This is a genomic window from Phaeovulum molybdatiresistens, assembly GCF_023544865.1.
Classification (GTDB): Bacteria; Pseudomonadota; Alphaproteobacteria; order Rhodobacterales; family Rhodobacteraceae; genus Pontitalea.
Genome location: NZ_JAMJFX010000033.1, coordinates 1 through 24,344 on the forward strand (window position 1 = coordinate 1; position 24,344 = coordinate 24,344).

Below are 24,344 nucleotides of genomic sequence, written 5' to 3' on the forward strand. Positions count from 1 at the left end.
CGGACCGCACAGCAGCACCTCGGCCTCGGCCCCGGCGCCGATGGCGTTCATCGTCAACACCATCGCCATCAGCTGGGTCTGGGGTTCGGGGCGGTCAGGATCGTCAAGAGCTTGTTCGGCCCTTCGGCCTGGGCGGCACCGGCCAGGCCCAAGCCCGCGATCAGTGCAGCAGCGGCGAGTTTACGCATGGAAATCTCCTGTCTTGCGTGTCGGGAAACCGGACGAAAGGCAGATCGCACCTATCTGTGCAGGGCGAAAGGACGAAGCCGTTCAGCGGCATTGGCGCCTGTGGCTGGCGTTCGGCTCTGAATTCAGCGTTGCTCTTTGTGTTAGGCCTTTCCGGGCTGACGATCGGGGTCTTCCCACCCGTCAGACAGAGGGTTTCGATGAAGGCGGAGATCTTCCCGCGTGGGCAGACACCGAGACCAAGGGCGCCACTGCGGGAGCAGGCCGCATGATGAAGCCCGGTCCTTATCCTTGATCCGCCGCCGGCGCCCGCTCGGGATCTGCATGGCCCTGATTTGCTCTCAGCGGAACGGTTCGCCAACTTCGGCTGATAGTCGCCCGGTTCCGAGGCTGCCTACGGCGGGGATTGGCAGTCAACGCCAAGCTTTTACCGAGCGGCCCGAACTCCAATTGCCGCTTGCGCGCAACGTGGATCTCACCGCCGGAGCCCTTTCCCCATAGGCCCCCCGCGGCTTTGTTTTTCCGAGTTTTGTCAACTTGGACCGCCACCACCGGGTGACGACGGTCGCGCTGCGGTCCACGTCGAAAAAGCGTCAGGGGCGCTGCCTATTGGGTCTTCGGCCATAAGTTGAAGTGCATTTTCCAAGGCTGTTTTCCGCCTTCACAGCGCACGGGCCAAGCACTTTGGCCTGCCGATCCCCAAGGCTGACCATCCAACGTTTGCCCCCAGCGAAAGCCGTCGCCTATCTGTCCGAACGGTTGGGGTCGACGCGCCGCTTGCCGTCGCGCCGATCCACCGGAAAGCGCAGTTCAAACCGGACGGTGCCCTTGCCTGCGCTGCGCGCCAGTGGCACGCCCATGGCCTGCGCCAGCGCCTCGGTGATCGACAGGCCAAGGCCGTGCCCCGCGGATCGTTCGCCACGACCAAAGCGGCCCGCCGGCAGGGCGGCGTCAAGGGCCGGGTTCTCGATGCTCAGCCGGCCATCGGGGGTCAGGCGCAGACGTACCTCGCCCGTGCCGTGGTCCAGCGCATTCTCAAGCAAGTTGCGCAGCAGGATCGCAAGGGCATCGGCATCGAGCGCGACGTTCAGCCGGTCAAGATCGCCATCGTCAAAGCGGATCGGGTGCCGGGCGCGCGGACGCGCATCATCGATCAACAGGCGCAGGATGCGGACCAGATCCGAAGGCCCGGTGCCAAGACCCACACCGGCCTCGATCCGGGCCAGTTGCAGCAACCGTTCCACCCGCCGCGTCAGCGCATCTACCGTCGCCACCGCCGCCTGCGCATCCGGATCGGCCGACAGTTCAAGCCGCGCGCGCAGCGCCGCAAGGGGGGTGCGCAATTCATGCGAGGCATTGGCGACAAAGTCGCGCTCGGCCGCGCGCAGGGCGTCGATCCGCGCCAGAAACCCGTCGAAGGACGCGGCCAGCGGGTCCAATTCACTGGGCAGGCCGACCGCGCCCAGCGGCGACAGATCATCCGACCGCCGCCCGGCGACAGCCCCCGCAAGCGCCGCCACCGGCGCCGTCGCCTGCGCGACGATCCGGCGCAAGCCCCAAAGCAGCAGCGCCACAAGCGGCAGGGCAAGGGCCAGGAAGGCCGCCGCAGCCTCGATCATCTCTTCCCGGCGCCAGTCGGTGGAATGGGCGGCCTCGATCACCACGCCTTCCGCCGTGCGGCGCAGCACGCGCCAGCCCGGTACGTCGTGAAACCCGTCCGCCGAAAGGCCCGGCCAGGGTGCCGGCGCGACCATCGCCGCAGGCGTCAGGATACGCAGCACCCGTTCGCCATCGTTGGTTTGCACCCCCAACGTGCGCGGGATGCCCGCGCCCTGTGCCGTGTCAAGATAAAGGATCGTGGTTTCGACCAGGGCCTGCAGCTCTTCGTCGAACATCTCGTTCATCTCGTGGTCCAGCACGACGGCGGACACCGCGATCGTCGCGATCCAGCCACCCAGGACCAGCCCCAGAACCCGCCCGGTCAGGCGGCGGCGCAGCGACCAGGACCGGGCCGTTCCGGTCATGGCAGAACATAGCCCAGGCCGCGGCGCGTCTCGATCACCGAAGCCCCCAGCTTCTGGCGCAGGCGCGACACATAAACCTCAACCGCATTCCCCTCAATCGCGTCGTCAAAGGCGTAAAGCGCCTCTTCCAGGGCGGCCTTGGGCAGGACGCGGCCCCGCGCGCCCAGAAGCGCATCGAACAGCGCCCATTCCCGCGCGGTCAGCCGAACCTCGGCCCCATCGCGCCACAGCCGGGCTGCGGCGCGATCCACCTCAAGGCCCGCCACCTGCACCCGGGTTTGCGGCACGCCCTGCGCGCGGCGGGCATGGGCGCGGATGCGCGCGGCCAATTCGTGCAGATCGAAGGGCTTGACCACATAGTCATCGGCCCCCGCATCCAGCCCCGCGATCCGGTCGCTGATCTGGTCGCGCGCCGTGGCGATCAAGACCGGCGTCCGGTCGCCCGCCCGGCGCCGCGCCCGGAGCAGATCCAGCCCCGATCCGTCGGGCAGGCCCAGATCCAGGATCACACAGGCGTAATCGGCCAACGCCATCGCCTCGGCGGCGGTGGCGGCATCGGCGGCATGATCCACCGCATGCCCTTCGGCGCGCAAAAACCGCAGGACCGATTGGGCAAGCTCGGCTGTGTCTTCGACCAGAAGCAGGCGCATGGCCCCTGTCTACCCCGACGCGCCGCCCCGCGCGAGGGGGGATTGCGCCGTGCCACTGTAAGCCTGGCGCAAGGTTCAGCGCGCAAAGGGCGACAAACCCACCCAAGGCAGGCGGCGCAATGGCCGCACAAGGACCCATGACAGACAGACTTGCCCCAAGACCCGGATTTCCCCGCCCAAGGATCACACATCTGGGCCTGAACCTTGCCGTGTCCGGCTATCTGTTGGCCGCGCTGAATGCGGGGTTCTGGCGGCGCATCGCCGAGATTTTCGGGGACAGCCCCGTGCAAATGGCGCTGTTCGCGCTGGCCATCCTTGCCCTGACCCTGCTGACGCTGGAATTCTTCGGCCCCGGGCGGCTGCAAAAGCCGGTGGCGGCCGTGCTGATCCTGATGGCGGCGGGCGCCAACCACTACGAACGCAGCTTTGGCGTGCTGATCGACCGCGAGATGGTGCGCAATGTCTTTGAAACGACCTTCACCGAATCGCGCCACCTGATCACCCCCGCGGCGGCGTTCAGCATCGGCCTGACCGGGGTTCTGCCGGCCGCGCTGGTGTTCTGGCCGCGGGTCGTGCGTGTGGCGCGCTGGAACCACCTGTGGCGCTGGCCGCTGGGCATCGGGCTTGCCTTTGCGGTGCTGGCGGGGGGGCTGTTTGCGGATTTCAAGACCTTCTCGGCGGTGTTGCGTGAACGCAAGGATCTGATGGCCGCTTATCAGCCGGGGGCGACGATCGGCGCGCTGGCACGCTATGGCAAACAGCAATTCGCAGCCGAGGCAGGCGTGCTGCGCCCGATCGCCACCGATGCACGGCCCGGCACGCGGCTGGCCGGGGCGGACAAGCCGGTGCTGCTGGTTCTGTTCGTCGGCGAAACGCTGCGGGCGCAGAACTTTGGCCTGAATGGCTATGGCCGCGACACGACGCCGGAACTGGCCCGGCGCGAGGTGATCAACTTTCCCGATGTGACGGCCTGCGGCACATCGACGGCGGTGTCGCTTCCTTGCATGTTCTCGGCCCTGCCGCAGGCGGACTATTCGCGCGACAAATTCCTGGCGCAGGAAAACCTGCTGGATGTGCTTGCGCGGGCAGGCTTTGCGGTGCGTTGGGTCGACAACAACACCGGCGATCAGCGGATCGCCACCCGGACCGGCTGGACCAGGGTCGATGCGACGCTGGACCCCGCCGCCTGTGCCGTCGAATGCACGGATGAGGTATTCCTGCCGCTGATCGAGCAGACCCTGGCGGGGATCAGCACCGATACGGTTCTGGTGCTGCACATGATCGGCAATCACGGCCCGGCCTATTTCCTGCGCTACCCGCCCGCGCGGGCCGCCTTCACGCCCGATTGCCGCACCGCCGAATTCGCCGATTGTCAGGTCAAAGAGATCGTGAATGCCTATGACAATGCGGTGCTGGAAACCGATCATGTCCTGGCGCGCACGATCGACCTGCTGGCAGGCAGCGACACGGCCCATGGCGCGATGGTCTTTCTGTCGGATCACGGGGAATCGCTGGGGGAAAACGGGCTTTACCTGCATGCTGCGCCGCTGTTCATGGCGCCCGAGACGCAGACAAAGGTGCCCATGGTCATATGGCTGGGCGACGGGTTCCGCCAGACCATGGCGCTGGATGAGCCCTGCCTGCGGGACGCGGCGCAGCGCGCGACAAGCCACGACACCCTGTTTCACAGCATCCTGGGGCTGCTGGACGTGACCACCGCGGCGCGCGATCCCGCGCTGGATCTGACCCATGACTGCCGCAACCGGGGGACGGGCTGATGCAAAACGATGCGAAAACCACCCGCCAGGTCATTCCGCCCCGGCCCGGTCTTTGGCATGTGGTCGATGCGGCCGGCTATTCGCTGGCCGGGTTGCGCCGGCTGTGGGCCGAAACCGCCGCGCGGCTGGAACTGGCGGGGGCGGGGCTGGTCGCGCTGGGTTTCCTGTGGCGCGGCGCAGACGTGTGGCATTGGCTGGTGGCGGCTGGGCTGCTGGCGCTGATCCTGGCGGTCGAGGCGCTGAACACCGCGATCGAGGTGCTGACCGACCGCATCTCGCCGGACTGGTCGCAGATGGCCAAGGATGCCAAGGATCTGGGCTCGGTCGCGGTCGGGCTGATGCTGTTGGTCGCGGCGGGCTTCGTCGGGCTGGTGCTGGCGGGACGGATCTGAACCGGGCGTCAGGCGTGCGGGCCGGGCAGCTGGAAGCGGACGGCAAAGCCATCGCTTCGGCCCGGGCGGGGCGAGGCGATCTGCAACGCCGATCCGGTCCGATCCGCAATGGCCGCCACAATGGCCAGCCCCAGGCCGCTGCCCGCGCCCGGGCCTGCGCGGGAAAACCGCTCGCTCAGGCCCTGCAGCACGTCGTGCGGGACAACCGGGCCCGCGTTCTCGACCGACAGCACCCCTTGCAGCGACAGGCCCACCGCGACCCCTTCCCCCGGCGCGCCGTGGCGCAGCGCGTTTTCCACAAGGTTACGGGCCAGGATGCTGAAGACATCGGGATCAAGATCCGACAGCACCGGACCATCGGGCAGCGACAGGTGCAACCGGCCCGCCCCTTCGCCGCGCGCCATGTCGTCGATCACGATGCGCAGAACCGGGACCATGTCGGTCGCCCGGTCCAGCCGCAGCCGCCCCCCTTCGGCACGGGCCAGTTGCATCAGGCGTTCGGACAGGCGCGTCAGCCGCTTCAACGTCGCCTCGATCTCGGCGGCGCGCGATTGGGCCCCCGGGTCGTGGGTTTCCGCTTGCAGACGCTGGGCCTGGGCGATGGCCCCGGCCAAGGGCGTGCGCAGTTCATGCGCTGCATTGGCGGCAAAGCTGCGTTCGGCCGCAAAGGCCCGGCCCAGCCGCCCCAGCAGGTCATTCAGCGCCGCCGCCAGCGGGGCAAGCTCATCGGGAAGGTCATCGGCGGCCACCGGCGACAGATCGCCCGCCCCCCGCCCGGCCAGCGCCTCGCGGAACCGCCGCAGCGGCGCCAGGCTGGCCCGCAAGGCCAGCCCGATGGCCGCAAGCGACAGCGGCACGACGATCAGCAGCGGCAGGCCCAGCCCCATCTGGATCTGGCGCGCCACCGCGGCGCGGCGATCCAGCGGCTCGGCCACGGTGATCCGGATCGTGCCCTGCAGCGCGGCCTCGTTGTAAAATCGGTGCGTGTCCGATTGCGCGAATCCGGTGCCCGCCCAAGCCGGAAAGACGCCCGGGTCGGCGGAATGGGATTGCAGCAGCACCTGCCCCTGCGCATCCCGCACGATATAGGTGAAGAACTCGCCATGTTCGCGGATCGTGGCCAGCCGCTGGGTCACGCCCTGTTCCTCGCGTCCGACGATATCGACCACGGCCAGCGGCAGGATGCGTTGCGCCGTTTCCTGCAGGGCGGAATCGAAAACCGCCTCCATCTCATGGCGCAGGCGCAGGGCGGTGACCGAGGCCGCGGCGATCCACACCAGGATCAGCGCGGCGCCCAACCCCAGCCCAAGCCGCCCCTGCAGGCTGCGCGGCGCCCTCATGCCGGGCCCAGCCGATAGCCAAGGCCGCGTTCGGTCTCGATGATCCCGGCGCCCAGCTTCTTGCGCAGGCGGCTGACGTGAACCTCGATCGTGTTGCTGTCGATGTCGGCATCGAAGGCATAGAGCTTGTCTTCCAGCTGTGCCTTTGACAGCAACTGACCGGGCCGGGCCAGAAACGCCTCAAACAGGGCCCATTCGCGCGCGGTCAGGGCCACGGGCGCCCCATCGCGGCGGATGCTGCGGGCAGCAAGGTCAATGTCCAATGTGCCGTGGGTGATGATCGGGTTGGGATTGCCGACATAACGACGCGCCACCGACCCGATCCGCGCCGACAATTCGGCCAGATCGAAGGGCTTGACCAGATAGTCATCGGCCCCGGCATTCAGCCCCTCGATCCGGTCGGACACCTGGTCCAGCGCGGTCAGGATGATCACCGGGGTGACATCGCCGCGCGCGCGCAGCCGGCGCAGGAACGGGATGCCGCGACCATCGGGCAGCATCAGATCCAGCAGGATCAGATCATAGGCCGCGCCGCGGATCGCATCATCGGCGGCGTCAAGGCGGACCACCCAGTCCACCGAATGCCCATCGCCCGCGATCTGGTCACGCACCGCGGCGCCCAGCACGGCATCATCTTCGATCAGCAGGATACGCATGGGAACCTTCCTTCTCGCAGTCTTCATATCGCGAACGAAGCTGACAGGAAACTGACGTCAGATCCGATGCCGCTTCAGCTTGCCGTCAGCTTGGTCTGTGCATGATGGGTCAGGACGAAAAGGAGCCCCCAGATGAAACATGCATTTCCCCTTGCCGTGGTGATCGCGCTGGCCAGCGCTGGCGCGGCGCTGGCCGATGATGATTGCCGCCGCCCGATGGCCGAATGGCAATCGCGCGAAGCGGTCACCGCCCAGGTCGCCCAGATGGGCATCACGGCCGATCGGATACAGATTGACGACGGTTGTTATGAAATCCGCGGCCGTGACGGCGCGGGCAATCAGGTCGAGCTGACGCTGGATCCCGCCTCGCTGGCGCTGCTGGACCTTGATATCCGGTTCCGCCCCGGCGCCGATCCGTCGCAATATCTGCCGGGCGCGCGCGGGCAGGCGGCCCCGGCCCCGCAGGCCCCCGTGGACAATCCGCTGATCACGCCCGGAACGGTGCCGCAGGTCGGCGGGAACTGAGGCACGCATCCATGACCCTGACAGGCCCGGTCCTTGCCGCGCTGGCCGTTCTGGCCAGCGCGGTCCTTGGCGCACAGACCTACGCGCCCTATGGCGCAGAGACCGCGCTTGGCATCGCCTTGGGCGCCGCCAGCATCACCGCCATGAGCCTTGCGCTGATGCTGGCCGCCCGCCCGCGATTGGTCGAGCCCTTCTTTGGCGGGCTGGATCGCATGTATGGGGTCCACAAATGGCTGGGCATCGCGGCGCTGGCGCTGATGATCGCGCACAACACGGTCGAACCCGAGCTTGAGGATGTCGTGCGCGAAACAGGTCTGGGCGAAGTCGCCGCCGATCTGGGGGAAGTCGCGCTGAACGGGTTCATCGGGCTGATCCTGATCAGCTGGGTCAAGCGGCTGCCCTTCACGCGGCTGGAATTGCCCTGGCCGATCTGGCGGTTCAGCCATCGCTTCACGGGGCTGCTGTTCGCCGTGACGGCGTTTCATCAGCTGGCCATCGACAAACCGGCGGGCATAGGCGGCTCGCTGGATCTGTATCTGAACACGCTCAGCCTGGCGGGGCTTGGGGCTTGGGTCTTCACGCAGTTCGTGGCCCCCTTCCTGCGCCCGCGCCCCTATATCGTCGAGCGGATCGACCGCCACGGCCCGGTGGCCGAAATCACGCTGCGCCCCGAGGGCCGTGCCCTGCGCTGGCGGCCGGGGCAGTTCGCCTTTGTCGCCGCCCCCGATGCCGGTCTGGCCGAGGCGCATCCCTTCACCATCGCCGCCGCCCCGGACGCAGAGGGCCGCCTGCGCCTTGGGGTCAAGGCGCTTGGCGACTGGACCCGGCGGCTGCCCGACCGTCTGACACCGGGACAGCGCGTGCGGATCGAGGGGCCCTATGGCCGGTTCCTGTTTCGCAAGCGCGCACGCCAACAGGTCTGGCTGGCGGGCGGGATCGGCATCACCCCCTTCCTTGCCTGGGCCGAGGCGCTGACCCCAACGGACCGGCAGCAGATCGCGCTGATCTGGGCCGTGACGACCCGGGCCGAGGCCTTTGCCGCCGAGCGCCTGGCAGCCATGGCCGCGCGCCATCCGGGGCTAAACGTGCATGTCGTGGTCAGCGCCGAGGGTGCGCGGCTGAACGCGGAACGGCTGGCCCGCCTGGTGCCCTTTGCCCTGCCCGGGGCCGATCTGTTCTACTGCGGTCCCGCCGGGCTGCGCGATGCGATCCTGGCCGGGCTGAAGACGATGGGCCAAAGCCCCCGCCGCGTTCATGCCGAAGCCTTCGAATTGCGCTGACCCGTGCCGCGACCCGATACGCCCGGGAACGTTGACCACAGCGCAGACGGCGCGGCACAGGCTCGACGCGCTGCGCCTTCTGCGCGATGATAAGGGCGGTGTGCGGTCATTCGCGATCGGACGCCTTGTTTCCGACACGACCGTGGCGACGGCCCCGGCAAGCAGGGGGTGACCCGTGGACCAGATGCAGACGGACCGCCTTAAAACACTGCTGCTGCTTGTCGCGCTGACCGGGCTGGCGCTGGGGCTTGCGCTTCACGTCGCCGGCAGGCCGGATCTGGCCCAGACCGTCTGGCTGGCGGGGGTCGTGCCCGTGCTGGCCGCCCTTGTGATGGAAATCCTGCGCAGCCTGGCGCGCGGCGAGGTCGGGTTGGATATCGTCGCCGCGCTGTCGATGACCGCGGCCCTGATCTTTGGCGAAACGCTGGCGGCGGCGGTGGTCGCGGTGATGTATTCGGGCGGCACCTTCCTGGAAGGCTTTGCCGAAGGCCGCGCCCGGCGGGAGATGCGCGACCTGCTGTCACGCGTGCCGCGCAGCGCGACGCGCTACCGCAATGGCGGGCTGGAGGATGTGGCCCTGGACGACATCGCCCCCGGCGACCGGCTGCTGATCCGGCAGGGCGATGTGGTGCCGGTGGACGGGCGCATCACCTCGACCACGGCCTTTCTGGACACATCCGCGCTGACCGGGGAATCGCTGCCCCAGCGTCTGGACCGTGGCGCCGACGCGATGAGCGGGGCGACCAACGCGGGCGAGGCCTTCGACCTGGAGGCCACGCGCGAGGCAAAGGACAGCACCTATGCCGGGATCGTCCGGCTGGTCGAGGTGGCGCAACGGTCCAAGGCGCCGATGTCGCGGCTGGCCGACCGCTGGTCGCTGGGATTTCTGGCCGTCACCGTCGCCATCGCGTTTGCCGCGTGGTGGTTCACCGGCGACCCGATCCGCGCCGTGGCGGTGCTGGTCGTGGCGACACCCTGCCCGCTGATCCTGGCGGTGCCGGTGGCGCTGGTCGCGGGCCTGTCGCGGGCGGCGCATTACGGGGTTCTGGTCAAGGGCGCCAAACCGCTGGAGGCGATGGCGCGCATCCGCACGCTGATCCTGGACAAGACCGGGACGCTGACCGATGGCCGCCCGCAGATCGTGTCGATCGACAGCCACGATGGCATGGGCCCCGACGATATCCTGCGCTTTGCCGCGGCGCTCGATCAGGCATCCCAGCACCCTGTGGCGCAGGCCATTGTCGCCGCGGCCAAGGCGCGGGGGCTGGGGCTGCCGCTGCCCGAAGATGTGGCCGAAATCCCCGGCGAGGGGGTCATCGGCTTCATCGATGGCCGCCAGGTCATTGTGGGCGGCGACGGCTTTGTCGCGCGCCGTGTGGGGCGGGTGTCGGGTGGCCACCCCGATCTTGCGGCTGGATCGGTTCTGGTCGCGGTCGCGGTCGATGGGCGCATGGCCGGGCATCTGGTGATGTCCGATCCGTTGCGCGAAGGCGCCGACGGCATGCTGGCCGCGCTGCGCGGGCAGGGCATCGCGCGCATCCTGCTGGCCACCGGCGACCGGGCCGACGTGGCCGAACGCGTGACCGATGGGCTTGGCCTTGACGGCATCCGCGCGGGCCTGACGCCGGATGAAAAGGTCCTGCTGGTCCTGACCGAACACAAGAACGGCCCTGTCATGATGGTGGGCGACGGGGTGAATGACGCGCCCGCGCTTGCGGCCGCCGATGTGGGCGTGGCGATGGGCGCGCGTGGCGCCGCGGCCTCGGCCGAGGCGGCCGATGTGGTGCTGCTGGTCGACCGGGTAGACCGCATCGCCCCCGGGGTCGAGATTGCGCGCCGCGCAAGGGCCATCGCGCTGCAAAGCGTGGTCGTGGGCATCGGCCTGTCGGTTCTGGGGATGATCGCCGCGGCACTAGGCCATCTGACGCCGGTGCAGGGCGCCCTGATCCAGGAGGTGATCGACGTCGCCGTGATCCTGAACGCCCTGCGCGCGCTGCGCATCACGCCGCCGGGCATCCCCGACAGGCAAGTCGCCCTGCACACCACCCCGGCAAGCGCCTGAGCCCCAAGGGCCAGAGTGCCGCGCCGGGCCATTTTGGGGTCTCTTCGTTTCAGGGCCCGTTTGTTTCAGGGCATGTCCGGTTCTGGACCCGCTCGGTTCCGGACGTTCGTTTCTGGGCACGACTCTGATGCTGTGACCGCCCCCCGGAAGGCATCGTCGATCCGCATGTTGCAGGGATCGAACAGCAACGCGCGGGCGAAGGCGCTGCGAAGGCAGGCGTTAATGCGCAATTCGGGCAGCAATAGCCGCGTCGACACTGGGGCTGTCTGGGCGCTGGCGAGGCCGCAGAGTTCGGCAACGATACCGCGCTCGATCACATATCGAACGTTTTCGTTGAGAATAAGTATAGTTTGAAGTATAGTTGTCCAATACTTTTTCAGGTTTTACTTTTTTTGGCGGGTAGGGGGGGGCAAAATGCAAGCAAGGACAGTTGCTCTAATCAGTTATCAGCCAATAATTCTTGAAGGATTGATCCGGACAATTGGCGCCGAGGAACAATTATCGGTTGTTTTTTCCGGCATATGTTCACCCGATTCACACGCGATGGCGATGCAATTGAAACCGGACCTGTTCCTGTTAGATTGTGGCAATTCCGACCGTGGGATCGCCCTTATTTCGCGGATCCGGACAAGCGAGCCCGCGGCGAAGATCGCCTGCTTCGCGGGCCAGCACGATGTGGAACATGCCGTGCGCGTGCTTGACGCTGGGGCGCATGGCTACATCTCATCGACCTGCACCGCCGAAGAGATTGTTTCCGCGATAAAACCTGTCCTGGACGGCGGCACGTTCATCAGCCCCCGAATGGCGGCCAAGGTCATTGCGGCCATGCGCAGCCTGGAAAAGGCCCGAGCCGAGGCCGTGCAACGTCGGCTAAGCTATCGCGAGGAACAGATTGCGGGCCGGCTCATGCTTGGGCTTACCAACCGCGAAATCGCGCTGGACCTGGGGATCACCGAAAAGACGGTGAAGCATTACATGACGGCGCTGTTTCAGAAATTCCAGGCACGCAACCGGCTGGAATTGGCACTGGCCCTGCCAAAGAGCGCCGATGTTTCCCGCAGCACATCCTTGAACTGATTACCTGATCAGATTGGAATGGATGACAGGGTCTGAAATAATCGGACATCCTTTCGACACGACCCGGATCGCATTTGATCCGGAATTCCAGCGGGCAGAATATAAATCGAAATAATTACAAGCCGGATCACCAAGCATGTCTTTCGATTTATTTCACCGAAGATCAAACGATCATCTTTCCCGCATGGCCCGCGACAGTTGATCGGTGACCGGCTTTACAAGATAGGATAGGGCGGTGCGGGATTCGGTCGTGAAATAAACCTCGACCGGCATGCCCGGCAAAAGCGTCACCTGGCCAAGGCGGGCGGCCTCGTCAGCGGGAATTTCGATGGACGCGATATAGACCGGCTCGCCGCTCTGGTCGTCGCGGGTCGTCGCGGGCGAGACCTGATCGACCCGGCCCAGGATCTCGGGGGTGGTACGCTGGTTCAGCGCGGTGAAGCGCATCCGCGCTTCCTGTCCGATCATGACCTGGTCGATGCCGGTCGGCGCAATCTTGGCCTCGACGCGCAGGCGGGCATCCTGCGGCACGATCGTTACCAGCACTTCGGCTGGGGTGATGACCCCGCCGATCGTGTGAATGTTCAGCTCGTTCACGGTGCCGGTGATCGGCGCGCGAATATCGGTGCGCGCCAGCCGGTCGCCAAGGGCGGCTTCGCGGTCGCGGATTTCCGACAGGCGGGCCTCAAGCGCGGTCAGTTCGCGTTGGGCTTCGGTGCGGGCGTTTTCATCGACGGCCAGGATCTGCAGATCGATTTCCCCGATCCGGGCGCGGGCGCGGGCGATGGCGGCATCGACTTCGCCGCGCCGACCGTCCAGCTGGGTCTGTTCGCGGCTGATCGCATAGACCCGCGCATCCTCGACCAGGTTTCGGGCGGCAAGGCTTTTGATCCGGTCATGTTCCGCGCGCACAAGCCGCAGTTCGGCGTCCAGCGCCCGGCGTTGCGCCTGCAGGCCGGTGATTTCCTCATCAATCTGCGACAGCCCAAGGCGAAGCTGGTCCTGCTGGGTCTGGCGCCGCTGCCGGTGCCCCTCGAACAGGCGCAGCTCGCCCGCGATCAGGTCGCGCGCCTGCCCGGTCAGGTTTGCATCTGCGGGGAAGTCCACCTGGTCGCGCCCGTCGCGTTCGCTTTCCAGCCGCGCGCGCCGGATGCGCAATTCGGTGATCTGCGAGCGGATGATCGACAGTTCCGCCTTGGTCTGTGCATCATCCAGCCGGATCAGAACCTGTCCTGCGCGCACCAGATCGCCTTCCCTGACAGCCAGTTCCGACACGATGCCGCCGTCGCGATGCTGCACGGATTTCAGGTTCTGATCCACCGCCACCGCCCCTTGGGCGATGATGGCGCCGTTCAGCCGGGCGGTTGCGGCCCAGCCGCCCACGCCCCCCACCAACATGACTGCCACGACAAGACCCGCGATCACGCGCGGCGCGATCCGGAAATCCTCGGCCTCGACCGTCTGGCGCGCTTTGGTCATCTCTGCCCCCTCCATGCTTGCGGCTCAGGCATGTTCCAGAAAAACAAGAACATGCTGGCCAGCGATGTTGATCGTCATTTCATAGGTTCCGTCGCGGTCGACATCGGCTTCGATGATCGTGCGCCAGGTCTTGTCGGTCACGTCATGGCGCGCCCGGATATGGATGTCGTCCTCATCCAGTTCGAAGCCATAGACGCGTTCGAAGTCATCCTCGAACTCATCCAGAACCTTCTCGAACAGGTCGTATTTCGAGATGCGGACGCGATCGCCGTGCCGAAAATCGGTAATCTCGTGCTGGCTGATGCGCGCGGCCGGTGGCGCATCGGTGCGGTATTCGAAGGTATCCGCCCCCGCGCCGCCGGTGAAGGTGGTGTCATCGGCGCCCGCGATCAGGTGGTCGTCCCCCGCCCCGCCGATCACATGCTCAATCCCGGCGACGCTGTTGTGACCGATCTCGGTGCCGGCAGCGGTGCCGTCATGCAGGTCGACCCGAACCGAGCTGGTCATCGATGACAGGTCCAGCGTATCGACCCCCGCGCCGCCGTCGAACCGATCCGGGGCCGCATCCGGCGCCACCACGATGTGATCGTCCCCCGCCCCGCCAAGGATCACGTCCTCGCCCGCGCCATCGATCAGCAGGTCCGCACCGGCGCCACCCAGAAGCGTGTCCGCCCCCGCGCCCCCCTGCAGGACATCATCACCGCGGCCACCATCCAGCAGATCGTCGCCGTCCCCGCCGGCCAGGCTGTCATCGCCCAGTTCACCGAACAGGACATCATCACCGGCATCGCCATGCAGCTGGTCATCCCCCGCGCCGCCGAACAGGATATCCCGGCCGGCCCCGCCGAACAGCCGGTCATCCCCTGCATCGCCGAACAGGATATCATCGCCATCGCCGCCAAAGATGATGTCATTCCCGGCCCCGCCATGGACGGTGTCATTGCCCGCGCCCGCGACGATATGGTCATCGCCCGCCCCGCCAAGGATCAGGTCGTTGCCGCCGCGCGCATCGACATTGTCGTTCCCGCCCCCGGCCGAAATCTCATCGCCGCATTCGGTCCCGATCAGAAGATCGTCCAACTCTGCGCCAGCAATGACCGGGCGCGGCGCAAGGGTGACAAATGCGGTCTGCGCGACTGTGGCAAGGCCATCTGAAATCTCATAGCTCAACGAAAACTGATGTGGCGCCTCGCCCGCCCATTCGATGGCCCAGGCAGACCCGCGCTGGCTGACGATGCCCGCAGTCGAGGTCACCCCCCGAACGGAAAGCGGATCGCCGTCGGGATCGCTGGCATTGGCCAGCAGGCTTTCGATCCCGATCAGAAACACGCCGCAGCTGGCGATGTCCAGGATCTGCACCGGCCCCGTCACGCGCGGTGCCCGATTGCCGCGCCCGCCGCCCGGGGGCGGATCGTCCTGCGGTCCGGCGGGGGGCGGGGCGCCGTCCGGCGCAGGCGGCGACAGGCCCGGCGCGCCCGTGTCACCGTCACCGCGCGGCTGTGCTCCGGGCGGCTGTGCACTAGGCGGCGGGGCGTCCAGATTGGCCGGCACGGGCAGATCGGGGCGGGGCAGCTGCGCGATGCCTGGAAAGCTGACATGCGGCAGGTTCAGCGGTTCGTGCATGAACGTGACGGGATCGGGAAGCCGGAAGGCGGATGGCCCGACAGGCCGGATGGACAGGCTGCCGAAAAGGCCCTGCCATTCATCCGCATTCGTCCATTGCGATAGGTCGTCGTGATCGGCGGAACCGGCCTCGGCGGCGGGCCCGGCCGCCACGGCCTCATCCGGTTCCGGGGGTGGTTCGACGCGGGCAGGATCCGCATCGGGTTCAGGCGGCGCGACTGTCCGGCCCAGCACCGGTCCCAGCGCCGATTTCAGATAGGCCGCGATGGCAAGCACGATCGCTGCCAGCGCATAGGGCGCCTTCGAGCGTTCAGGATCATGGGTTTGTTCATAGGCCTGGGCCGGGTCGGTCGGTGTCGGGCTGGCCCGTGTCCCCTTGACATGGATGATCATGACCCACCCCCTGCCACGGCGGCGGACATCGCTGGCCGGCCGCGTTCCTCGGGCTCACTTGCCCGCGGCCTTGCGGTGGCGGCGGGACGCGCCAGCTGGTTGCGCAGGATTTCGTCCTTGGGCCCGAACGCGGCGATCCGACCGTTTTGCACAAGGGCGACGAAATCCACGGCGGCAAGGGCGCTGGGACGGTGCGCGACCACAACCGCAATGCCCCCGCGCGCCTTGATATCCGCAATCGCCCGCGCCAGGGCGGCCTCACCCTCGCCATCCAGGTTGGAATTGGGCTCATCCAGAACCACCAGGAAGGGCTTGCCGAACAGGGCCCGCGCCAGGCCGATGCGCTGGCGTTGGCCGCCCGACAGCGACACCCCCATTGGCCCAAGCCGCGTGTTGTAGCCTTCGGGCATGCGCACGACCATTTCGTGAATGCCCGCCGCGCGCGCCGCCGCGACAACCTCTGCCGGATCGGCATCCTGACGCAGCCGCGAGATGTTTTCACCGATGGTCCCGTCCAGCAGGGCAACGTCCTGCGGCAGATAGCCGATGTGATCGCCCAACGCCTCATCATCCCATTGCGACAGTTCCGCATCGTCAAGCCGCACCGATCCGCGCAGAACGGGCCAGATGCCGACGATGGCGCGCACCAGCGTCGTCTTGCCCCCGCCGCTTGGGCCGATGATCCCCACCGCCTGCCCGCCCGTCAGGGAAAACCCGGCCTCGCTCAGCAGGACATGGCCCGATCCGGGGGCGGCCACGGTGACGTTTTCCACCTTGAGCGAATGGCGCGGCGCAGGCAGCGGCAACGGTGCCTTCAGGCCCGCCAGAACATTGGCGGTTTCTGTCAGCCGCGCAAAGGCCGTGCGCGCGGAGACAACCTGCTTCCAGTTGCCGATGGCAAGGTCGATCGGGGCCAGCGCACGGGCCGAGGCGACGGAAGCCGCGATGATCGCGCCGGCAGACAGCTCGCCCAGAATGGTCAGCCACGCCCCCAGCCCCAGGACCGCCGATTGCAGGATCATCCGCAGCCCCCGCGACACCGCGCCAAAAGATCCGCTGATGTCGCTGGTGCGGGTCTGCAGCTTCAGATGTTCATCATTCGCGCCCAGGAACCGCTTTACAGCACGCCGTCCGATCCCCATCGCCTTCAGCACCTCGGCATTGCGGGCGTTGCTGTCGGCAATGCGGTTGCGCGCGATCGTTGCCTGATGGGTGCCCGCCGCCAGCCTGCGCGTCAGCAGTTCGGTGATGATCGTCAACACCGCAAGGACGACCGCCCCGCCCAGCGTCAAGGCGCCCAGCATCGGATGCAGCATGTAGATGAAGGCCAGGAACAGCGGCGTCCACGGCAGATCGAACAGCGCGATCGGCCCCTGACTGCCCAGAAAGCCACGCACGGTATCCACGTCGCGGCCCCGCTCCAGCGCCTCGGATGTTGAAAAGCCCAGCCGCGGCATGTCGATGGCTACCTCATGCGCCAGCGGCGCGATGCGCTTGTCCAGCCGCGCGCCCAACCGGATCAGCACCTGCGAGCGCAGCACATCGAACAGGCCCTGAAAGACATACAGCCCCACAGCCAGCACCGAAATCGCGACCAGGGTGGAAACGCTGCCGCTGGTCAGGGCCCGGTCATAGATCTGCAGCATGTAGAATGCGCCCGTCAGCGCCAGAATGTTGATCAGCCCGGAAATCCCGAACAGATAGACCATCACCTGGCGAAACCCGCGCAGAAGCCTTTCGGCCGTCTTGCGCCGGGATGCGAGCACCGTGTCCTTGTCGCGCATGGCCTGCCCTTTCCTGACTGTGTTGCCTTGCGGCCCCTGGGGCGCCGGGGGGGCGCCGGCCGCGGTCATCCGCCGCCGGCGCCATGCCGGATCAAAGGTTGAAGTCGCCCGGGTTCAGATTGTGGGCGCCCTTGATGGTGATCGAGAATTCGGCCTCGTCCCCGCCTTCGGTGTTGCCCTCGACAATGGTCCAGTCTTCGCCGTCCACGGTTTCGTGGTGCACCGCCAGCTGTCCGATGCCGGTGAAGGCGCCCGATACCAGGGTGAAGGCGGCGTTCCCCGCTGCCGATCCGTTGGCGTCGATCGCGCTCAGATCGATGCGGTCGCCGGGGTTGAAGCCCAGGATCACGTCGCCATCGGCATCCGCGGCCGATTTGAAGCGGAACGTATCGTTGCCCAGGCCGCCGTCCATCACGTTGCGCGCCGCACTGGCGGTGATCTGGTCATCGCCCGATCCGGTGATGATGTTCTCGATCCCCCAGATGACATCGTTTCCGGTCTGCGCGCTGCTGACATGGCCGCGCCCCATCAGGCCGGTGCCAAGATCCGCCGTGACCGCCGCCGAAATGGCCGACATGTCCAACGTGTCGATACCGCAGCCGCCCATCGGGCCGTCGCCATAATAGACATCGTCGCCATCCCCGGCCTCGGCCAGGATCACATCATCGCCCGCGCCGCCAAAGACAATGTCCCGGCCAGCGCCCGCGACGATGTAATCGTCGCCCTCGTCGCCGAAGATCCGGTCATCGCCCGCCTCGCCGAACAGCATGTCGGCCCCGGCCCCGCCCAGCATCCGGTCATCGCCCGCGCCGCCGAACATCACGTCGCGCGAGGCCTGGCCAAGCATCGTGTCCGCGTCGTCCCCGCCCATCAGGACGCCGCCGCCCGAACCGCCTTCGGTGCCTTCCGCGTCAACGGGGTCGGGGTCCTGATGATCGGTCAGATCATCGTGGCCCGCGCCATCGTCGTGCCCGTCATGCACATCCGGCAGATCACCGTCGTTCAGGAACTGCGGCGTTCCGCTGTAGACAAGCGAATAGTCGCCCGCCGTCGCCGAACTTGTGCCATCGGCATTGGCCGCGAAGGCCAGCGCGCTGGCCGCGACTCCGGCGGGCAGGATGATCACATCCTGCGGCCGCAGCGTGCCGATCACCTTGTCATTGCCCCCGCCTGACCGGAAGACGATGCGATGCGCCGACGCCAGCCCCGAGATATCGACCAGGTCATTGCCGCCGCCGCCGTTGATGGTGATGGTGTTCAGCCGCAGGCTGGTCGTGGAGAAATCCCCCAGCATCACATAGGCATCCTCGGCCGCCGCCCCGGCCGTCGGGCTGGCCGGGACGCCGTTGATCACGATTTCCTCGATCTCGCGCAATTCGCCGATGACCGCGCCAAAGCCCGCGCCGTTGCGGGTCACCACGATTTCGGTATCCGGCTGCAGCGCCGCGATATCATTGGTCCCGAACCCGCCCCAGGCTTCCCGGGTAAAGATCCAGAAGGTTTCCGCCTGCGTGCTGCCATTGATCACGAAGGTGTCGCCCGCCGCCCCTTCGGTGCCGCCGTCGATCGTGTCGCGACCGTCCCCGACCGTCCAGATGATCGTGTCGTCGCCTTCGCCGCCCGCGATCAGATCCAGGCCAAGACCGCCTTCGATGGTGTCATCGCCGATCCCACCGTCAATCACATCGGCACCGCCACCGCCAAGGATTTGATCCGCGCCATCGCCGCCCAGGATCACGTCATTGCCGACCCCGCCATCGATCACGTCATTTCCCGCGCCGCCGTCGATGCTGTCCGCACCGCCGCCGCCCAGAAGGTTATCGGCGCCATCGCCGCCCAGGATCACGTCATTCCCAGCGCCGCCATCGACCACGTCGTTTCCGGCGCCGCCGTCGATGCTGTCCGCGCCGCCGCCGCCGAAGACCGTATCATTACCTGCCCCGGCATCGATCTGATCAAGGCCGAAACCGCCGTCGATCCAGTCGTCCCCGTCGCCGGCCGCCACGGTATCGGCGCCGCCCAGGGTTGCGATGATGTCGTCCCCGGCCGTTCCCACGACGTCATTAGCCGCCCCCGTGCCGGTGTAGTCCATTCCGACCACTGCCGTTTCCGCGGAAAGGATTTCCTCGGCATTGCCGGCATTGTCGGTGAAGGCCACGACCACCCGCAGCGGCTGGCCGACCTGGCTGGCCGTGGGCGTAAAGCTGGTGCCGGTTCCCACCACCTGCCAGGCCGCACCATCGAAGGCCTGCCACTGCACCGTGCGGGTCGGCTCGTCGATGCCATTCGGATCGGCGATCGTGGCGATATCCACCGTCAGTTCCTGACCTTGGGTCGGGGTCATGTCATTGATCAGCGCCGCGCCGGTCGCCACCTGGTTCTGCACCTCATAGATCTGATCGGCAAACTGCAGGAACTCAAAGTTGCGCAGCCGGTCCTCGCCATCCGAGATGCGTGGCCGCCCGGTGACCGGATCGGTGGCCCCCGCCGTCGGGTTCACATGGCTGACCGTCATCGAGCCGTCTTCATTGTAACGGATGTCGTAATTGTCGCGGATGTCCCAATACAGCGCGGTATCGGTGCCGTTGTTGTCGTCGATGATCTCGCGGATGATGCGAAGCTGCCCGGGATTGAGCGCGCCCGAAAGCATCCAGGCCGTCAGCGGCTTGCTGACCGGCACACCATCCACCGTCAGCGTCAGCAGGCTTTGCATGCTGTCGACGCTGCCAATTTCCGCCCCCGTTCCATCCGCATTCTCGCGGATCGAGATGCGCACATTCAGCCAGGCGTCACCATCCATGACATCATTGCCGCCACGCCCCTCGATCAGGTCATCGCCGCCGCCGCCCAGAAGGATGTTGCCGCCGCTGAACACCGATTTTTGCGTGCCTGACCCATCGGCCCAATATTCCATCACCCGCATCAGGTCGGGCGTGATCAGACGCTCAAGCCCGGCGATGCGGGCGATGCCCGCGGCATCAAGTTCATTATACAGGAAATTGCCTTCGGGCGTCGGGTCGGCCGCGACGGCATCGCCATCGGCATCGGCGCGATCATCGCCGCGCAGGATGTCGTCATGGTGCCAGCCCGACATCGCCTCGACCTGGCTGAAACGATCGCGCAACACCTCCAGAGGCAGGGTTGCGAAGATCTCGACATTCATGTCGGCATCGGCACCGATGGCCTGCCCCTTGTGGATCACCCAGTCATGGCCCCACATGCCGATGAACTTCTGGATGCCCTCGCCGGCGAACATGATGTCATCGCCCGAATCCGCATCGTAATCGGTATCGCCGCTGCCGCCATTCAGGACATCATGCCCGATGATGGTCGAGTTGAAGAAGATGTCGCCATTGTCGCCCGCGATATAGTCGAAGCGGTTGCCAGCCTCGACCCAGTCGTCGCCCTCATTGCCGAACAGGATATCGGACCCCTCGCCCCCCATCAGGAAATCATTGCCGGTGCCGGCGCGGATTTCGGACCCGTCGGGCCCGGTCATCAGGAAATCCTGGCCCGATCCGCCGAACAGAAGCGCCAGCCCCGAACCGCCGTGGATGACGTCATTGCCGGCATCGCCCTTAAGCATGTCAGTCTCACCGATATCGGTGCCGGCGTTGGTGATGATGTCATCCCCGTCACCGCCGCTGATGTGATCGACGCCATAGCCCGCCTCGATCCGGTCGTTTCCGCCGCGGCCCCAGACCGTGTCGTCGCCGCCGCCTGCGATGATGTGATCATCCTGATCGGTCCCCGCGATCACGACATGATCAGCACCGTTGTAGCGGATGAAATTGTCACCCCGTTCAACCAGGCTGCCGATCGCTTCCAGAATGGGGTCATCATGCGTAGGGTCCGCGAGGCCGGTCATCGCCATCTGCTGGGCCGCATCGACATAAAGCGAATGGTCCGGGTTCGAGAAGATATCCGCCGGCAGCGCAAATCCGGTTTCCCCCAGATCGGTGTTGCGCAGCGCCATCTTGGCCAGGGAATTGTTTTCCAGCTCGGTCAGCAGGTTCAGTCCCTGAGCGCGCGACAGATAGTAGAACCGGTCCGCATCCTGCAGGTTTTCCATCTGCATCTCGAAGATGAAGGCAAAGGTCGACCCCAGCATGCCGCCAAAGGGCATCTTCTTTTCGGCCAGGCCACCGACCCAAAGGTCGATGTCGTTGACCCCGGTCTCGGCCGCCGGGCCGTTCAGCCATTCCAGCCGCGCGGCCCGCGCTTCGGCGGTTTCGCCCGCCGTGCCCATGATCAGCGCCGTAGCCGCCGCCCGCTTGCCTGCGATCGTATCCTCGGCGGTGATCGTCGCATGCGTTCCGTAGGCGGCGATGAAATTGACCAGAGAGGCCGGGTTCTGCATGTTCTGGGCGAAATCCACCCAACTTGCATAGGGCGTCAGCTGCGTGTCGACCCCGGCCATGTCCATGAATTGCGCGCGCGCCTCATTCAGCGTCGGCACGCCGGTATCACGGCCCCGCGCGATGTTGATCGCGGCCAGATCCAGCGGAATGCCGACCAGCCGGTTGCGCAGGACATTGGTCACGAACTCATCGATCTCATTGCCGGTCTGGCCGCTCATGCCGCGCAAAATGGCGCCTGCGGCCTGTTCATGGGTGATGGTGTCGGACCCGAAGGCCAGCGGATTCAGGAAGGCCTCAAACAGGTCTATGTCCGCGCGGCTGCCATCGGCATTGATCCGGTCAACCGTCTCGTTCAGCATCGAATGGCCGAACCGATAGATCACATGCGCGAATTCGGCAAAGATGGCGGGGTTCAATTCGGAATTCGGCTGAACCATGAACACATCGACATCCGGCTGCACCTTGCGGGCGAATTCCTCGAAGACAAGGTGCTGGTATTCCATCTCGGTCGTGAAGCGCCCCGCCTGGAACAGCCGCTCGCCATCCCAGATCAGGCTGGCAAGCGCGTCCACCGCGGGCCAGGCGGCAAGCGGCACCGCAAGCCACTGGTTCAGGAACGCCAGATCCTCTGTCGCCAGAACCACCTGTTTCAGATGGTCAACGACGCGATTGTGCTCGGCATGGAAAATATGGTGGATCGCGGTCAGGCCGATGTTTTCATTCCCGCGGCCGTCGCCGGTGATGTAATGGGCATCCAGCAATTCGTTGTCATAGCTGGTGTGATTGCCCATCATGTCGAAGCCGCCGGAATATCCGACCGCATCATCGGCATCTGCCACAAGCGCCCCCGTCGCCGCATCAAGCACCGGCACCGCGACATGGGCGATGTCATCCAGGAAGGCGACGCCCGTGCGCGCCGCACCCACCGCCGAAGGATCGACCGGATCGGCCAGATTGCCCTCTTGATAGATCGCAAAGCCCTCGGCATCGACGCCGACCATGATCTGGGGCAGGCCATTCGGCCCGCGGATGAATTCGCCATAGGGATCGACCAGAAGCACCGGCACATTGCCGACATCCTTGTCGCTCAGGGCGATGCCCAGCAGGTCGCGCGCCTGGGCCTTCACATCGGCCCAGGTTGCAAGACCGCCATTGGCCCCTTCCAGCAGATGCCCCGTGGCAACCGGGCGGCCATCCAGCATCACATATTCGCGCAGGAACACCTGATGCGAGTGGTTGGACGTGTAGGTCTGGTTCTGATCGACCCAGGGCGTGGTCACGTTACGGGCATCGGTGCCGACGCTGGCGCGCGTCATGGCCATGAAATTCGTGAAGGGTGATGCCGGATCATACAGCGGATCATCGGGCGACAGGGGCATGTAGACGGTGCCGTTCCCGCCCTTGGCCACCAGATCCAGCCCGTGGTCGAAAAACTGCCCGAACAGGGTGAAAACGGCATTGTAGGGGGCCGAAAGCCCTTCATCCGGGGCACGGTTTTCGATCAGGATGGTTGGACCGTCCATCTGCAGACCATGGCTGTCCAGGCTGGACTGCAAGACATTTCGGGCCTGATCCAGCACCGGGGCCAGCGTGGGTTCCAGCGATGGCTGGGATGCGATCGCCAGTTCCAGCGCCTTGACGGTGCCATGCGCCTGAACGATCGCATCCGTCGCGGCCGTCAGATCCGCGCCGGTCAACCCGGTCATCTTCAGCGCGACCATGATCGCCGCCGGGTTATCCAGCGTCTGGTCCACGATGAGGTTGGAAATCAGGCGCGGTTCGGCATCGGTGACGCTGCCGGGCTGGCCATAGTCATTGTTCGCCGCATAAGGAAAACTGCCGCTTCCCGAGCGATAGCTGGGGTCCAGCAGATTGACGAACCCCTCGCCCGAGGCACCCCAGGTTTCACGCCCGGGCAGGATGTTGTTGTAGCTGCCGTCAACGGTGCGCAACCCGGCAGGTAGCAGGGGGCTGTCGACCAGGCTTGGCAGCGGCGTTCCCGCGGCATGTGCCTCGGCGATTTCGATCTGGCGCAGGATGAACTCAAGATCATGCCGGACGAGGGTGACCATGACAAAGTCCTTTCAAGGCGTTGGCGCAACGAGGCCCGGAGGGCCCGTTCGGCGCACGGGGACAAGAGTGATTACCCCCATGCTGCGCTTCCCCGCCCCACCGCGCCACCGCACATGGTCCGGCGAAACCGGGATGCTTTGGTCCCGGATCGAAAGGATGTTAGGTCCAAGAAATCTCGGACTTTGGTCCAAGGATGATGATGAATGCGGGAAACTCTGGGCCGGCCACAACCCTGCATTGTCATGCCTGATCAGAATCAGCAGATTTTCTGCATGGCCGGCCAGCCATGGTGCAACAGGTCAGGATGCAGGCCGTGGATCCCCTGCAATCGCGGAGGTTGGGCAGACTTCGGCAGGGCTTGATCAGCCCCGAGAAAGTCCGCGATGCCAGTCGGAGGACTAGTGCGTTCAATTCGGGCGCCGCGAAACTCTCCCCCCTCCGGGTGTTGGGAAAAGGCCCCCGAGCGAACGATTTTTTTTTGATTCAGGGCGGGACGGCATTGATGCACACCGATGCTGCCTTTGCGCCGCTGCGTGCCGCGGTGCGGGGCTCTGTTGCACAAATCAGCTGATGGCCGAGGTTTTCCTTTCCCTGGACAGAGTCATCCCACAGCTTCAGTGACGGGTATTCCGAGCGCTGTGAAGCCGTTCAGCACGGCGAC

General features: G+C 66.2%; 14 protein-coding genes. 6 read left to right on the plus strand and 8 right to left on the minus strand.

Going from position 1 to position 24,344, the window contains the following annotated elements:
• Positions 1–929: 929 nt before the first annotated feature.
• A complete protein-coding gene (locus MXB90_RS15765; protein ID WP_250046385.1) occupies positions 930–2,210 on the minus strand; it encodes a sensor histidine kinase in 1,281 nt (426 codons plus the stop codon).
• On the minus strand, positions 2,207–2,860 hold the full coding sequence (locus MXB90_RS15770; RefSeq protein ID WP_250046386.1) for a response regulator: 654 nt from the start codon (positions 2,858–2,860) through the stop codon (positions 2,207–2,209). The genes MXB90_RS15765 and MXB90_RS15770 overlap by 4 nt, the downstream gene beginning before the upstream one ends.
• 137 nt (positions 2,861–2,997) lie before the next feature.
• Between MXB90_RS15770 and MXB90_RS15775 the strand changes: the two genes are divergently transcribed.
• Positions 2,998–4,638 carry a phosphoethanolamine transferase gene (locus tag MXB90_RS15775; RefSeq protein ID WP_250046387.1) on the plus strand — a complete coding sequence of 547 codons (1,641 nt, stop codon included), beginning with the start codon at positions 2,998–3,000 and terminating at the stop codon, positions 4,636–4,638.
• Positions 4,638–5,030 carry a diacylglycerol kinase gene (locus tag MXB90_RS15780; RefSeq protein WP_250046388.1) on the plus strand — a complete coding sequence of 131 codons (393 nt, stop codon included), beginning with the start codon at positions 4,638–4,640 and terminating at the stop codon, positions 5,028–5,030. The genes MXB90_RS15775 and MXB90_RS15780 overlap by 1 nt, the downstream gene beginning before the upstream one ends.
• An 8-nt stretch (positions 5,031–5,038) precedes the next feature.
• Here the strand turns inward: MXB90_RS15780 and MXB90_RS15785 are convergent, their stop codons facing one another.
• Together MXB90_RS15785 and MXB90_RS15790 are read right to left on the minus strand one after the other, a co-directional pair.
• Complete coding sequence (locus tag MXB90_RS15785; protein WP_250046389.1) at positions 5,039–6,370, minus strand: ATP-binding protein; 1,332 nt, start codon at positions 6,368–6,370, stop codon at positions 5,039–5,041.
• Positions 6,367–7,026, minus strand: coding sequence for a response regulator transcription factor (locus MXB90_RS15790; protein ID WP_250046390.1), 660 nt, complete (start codon positions 7,024–7,026; stop codon positions 6,367–6,369). The genes MXB90_RS15785 and MXB90_RS15790 overlap by 4 nt, the downstream gene beginning before the upstream one ends.
• 132 nt (positions 7,027–7,158) lie before the next feature.
• On the opposite strand from MXB90_RS15790, the gene MXB90_RS15795 reads away from it, so the two are divergent.
• The 4 genes from MXB90_RS15795 to MXB90_RS15810 all read left to right on the plus strand — a co-directional run bounded on the left by MXB90_RS15795 (position 7,159) and on the right by MXB90_RS15810 (position 11,970).
• Complete coding sequence (locus MXB90_RS15795) at positions 7,159–7,551, plus strand: PepSY domain-containing protein (protein WP_250046391.1); 393 nt, start codon at positions 7,159–7,161, stop codon at positions 7,549–7,551.
• 11 nt (positions 7,552–7,562) lie between these two features.
• Positions 7,563–8,831 (plus strand): ferredoxin reductase family protein, encoded by a 1,269-nt coding sequence (locus tag MXB90_RS15800; RefSeq protein WP_250046392.1) that lies wholly within the window; start codon positions 7,563–7,565, stop codon positions 8,829–8,831.
• 184 nt (positions 8,832–9,015) lie between these two features.
• Positions 9,016–10,893, plus strand: coding sequence for a heavy metal translocating P-type ATPase (locus tag MXB90_RS15805; RefSeq protein ID WP_250046398.1), 1,878 nt, complete (start codon positions 9,016–9,018; stop codon positions 10,891–10,893).
• Between the two features lie 414 nt (positions 10,894–11,307).
• Positions 11,308–11,970: a LuxR C-terminal-related transcriptional regulator gene (locus tag MXB90_RS15810; RefSeq protein WP_250046393.1), complete on the plus strand. Its 663-nt coding sequence runs from the start codon at positions 11,308–11,310 to the stop codon at positions 11,968–11,970.
• 171 nt (positions 11,971–12,141) lie between these two features.
• On the opposite strand, the gene MXB90_RS15815 is transcribed toward MXB90_RS15810, so the two are convergent.
• The 4 genes from MXB90_RS15815 to MXB90_RS15830 form a co-directional block, all read right to left on the minus strand.
• The gene (locus MXB90_RS15815; RefSeq protein ID WP_250046394.1) at positions 12,142–13,449 is read right to left on the minus strand and encodes an HlyD family type I secretion periplasmic adaptor subunit; all 1,308 of its coding nucleotides are present in this window, start codon (positions 13,447–13,449) and stop codon (positions 12,142–12,144) included.
• Positions 13,450–13,473: 24 nt separating this feature from the next.
• Positions 13,474–15,465 (minus strand): calcium-binding protein, encoded by a 1,992-nt coding sequence (locus MXB90_RS15820; protein WP_250046395.1) that lies wholly within the window; start codon positions 15,463–15,465, stop codon positions 13,474–13,476.
• A complete protein-coding gene (locus tag MXB90_RS15825) occupies positions 15,462–17,249 on the minus strand; it encodes a type I secretion system permease/ATPase (protein WP_250046396.1) in 1,788 nt (595 codons plus the stop codon). Before MXB90_RS15825 ends, MXB90_RS15820 begins: the two co-directional genes overlap by 4 nt.
• 91 nt (positions 17,250–17,340) lie before the next feature.
• Positions 17,341–23,682, minus strand: a complete 6,342-nt coding sequence (locus MXB90_RS15830; RefSeq protein ID WP_250046397.1) for a peroxidase family protein — start codon at positions 23,680–23,682, stop codon at positions 17,341–17,343.
• Positions 23,683–24,344 lie beyond the last annotated feature (662 nt).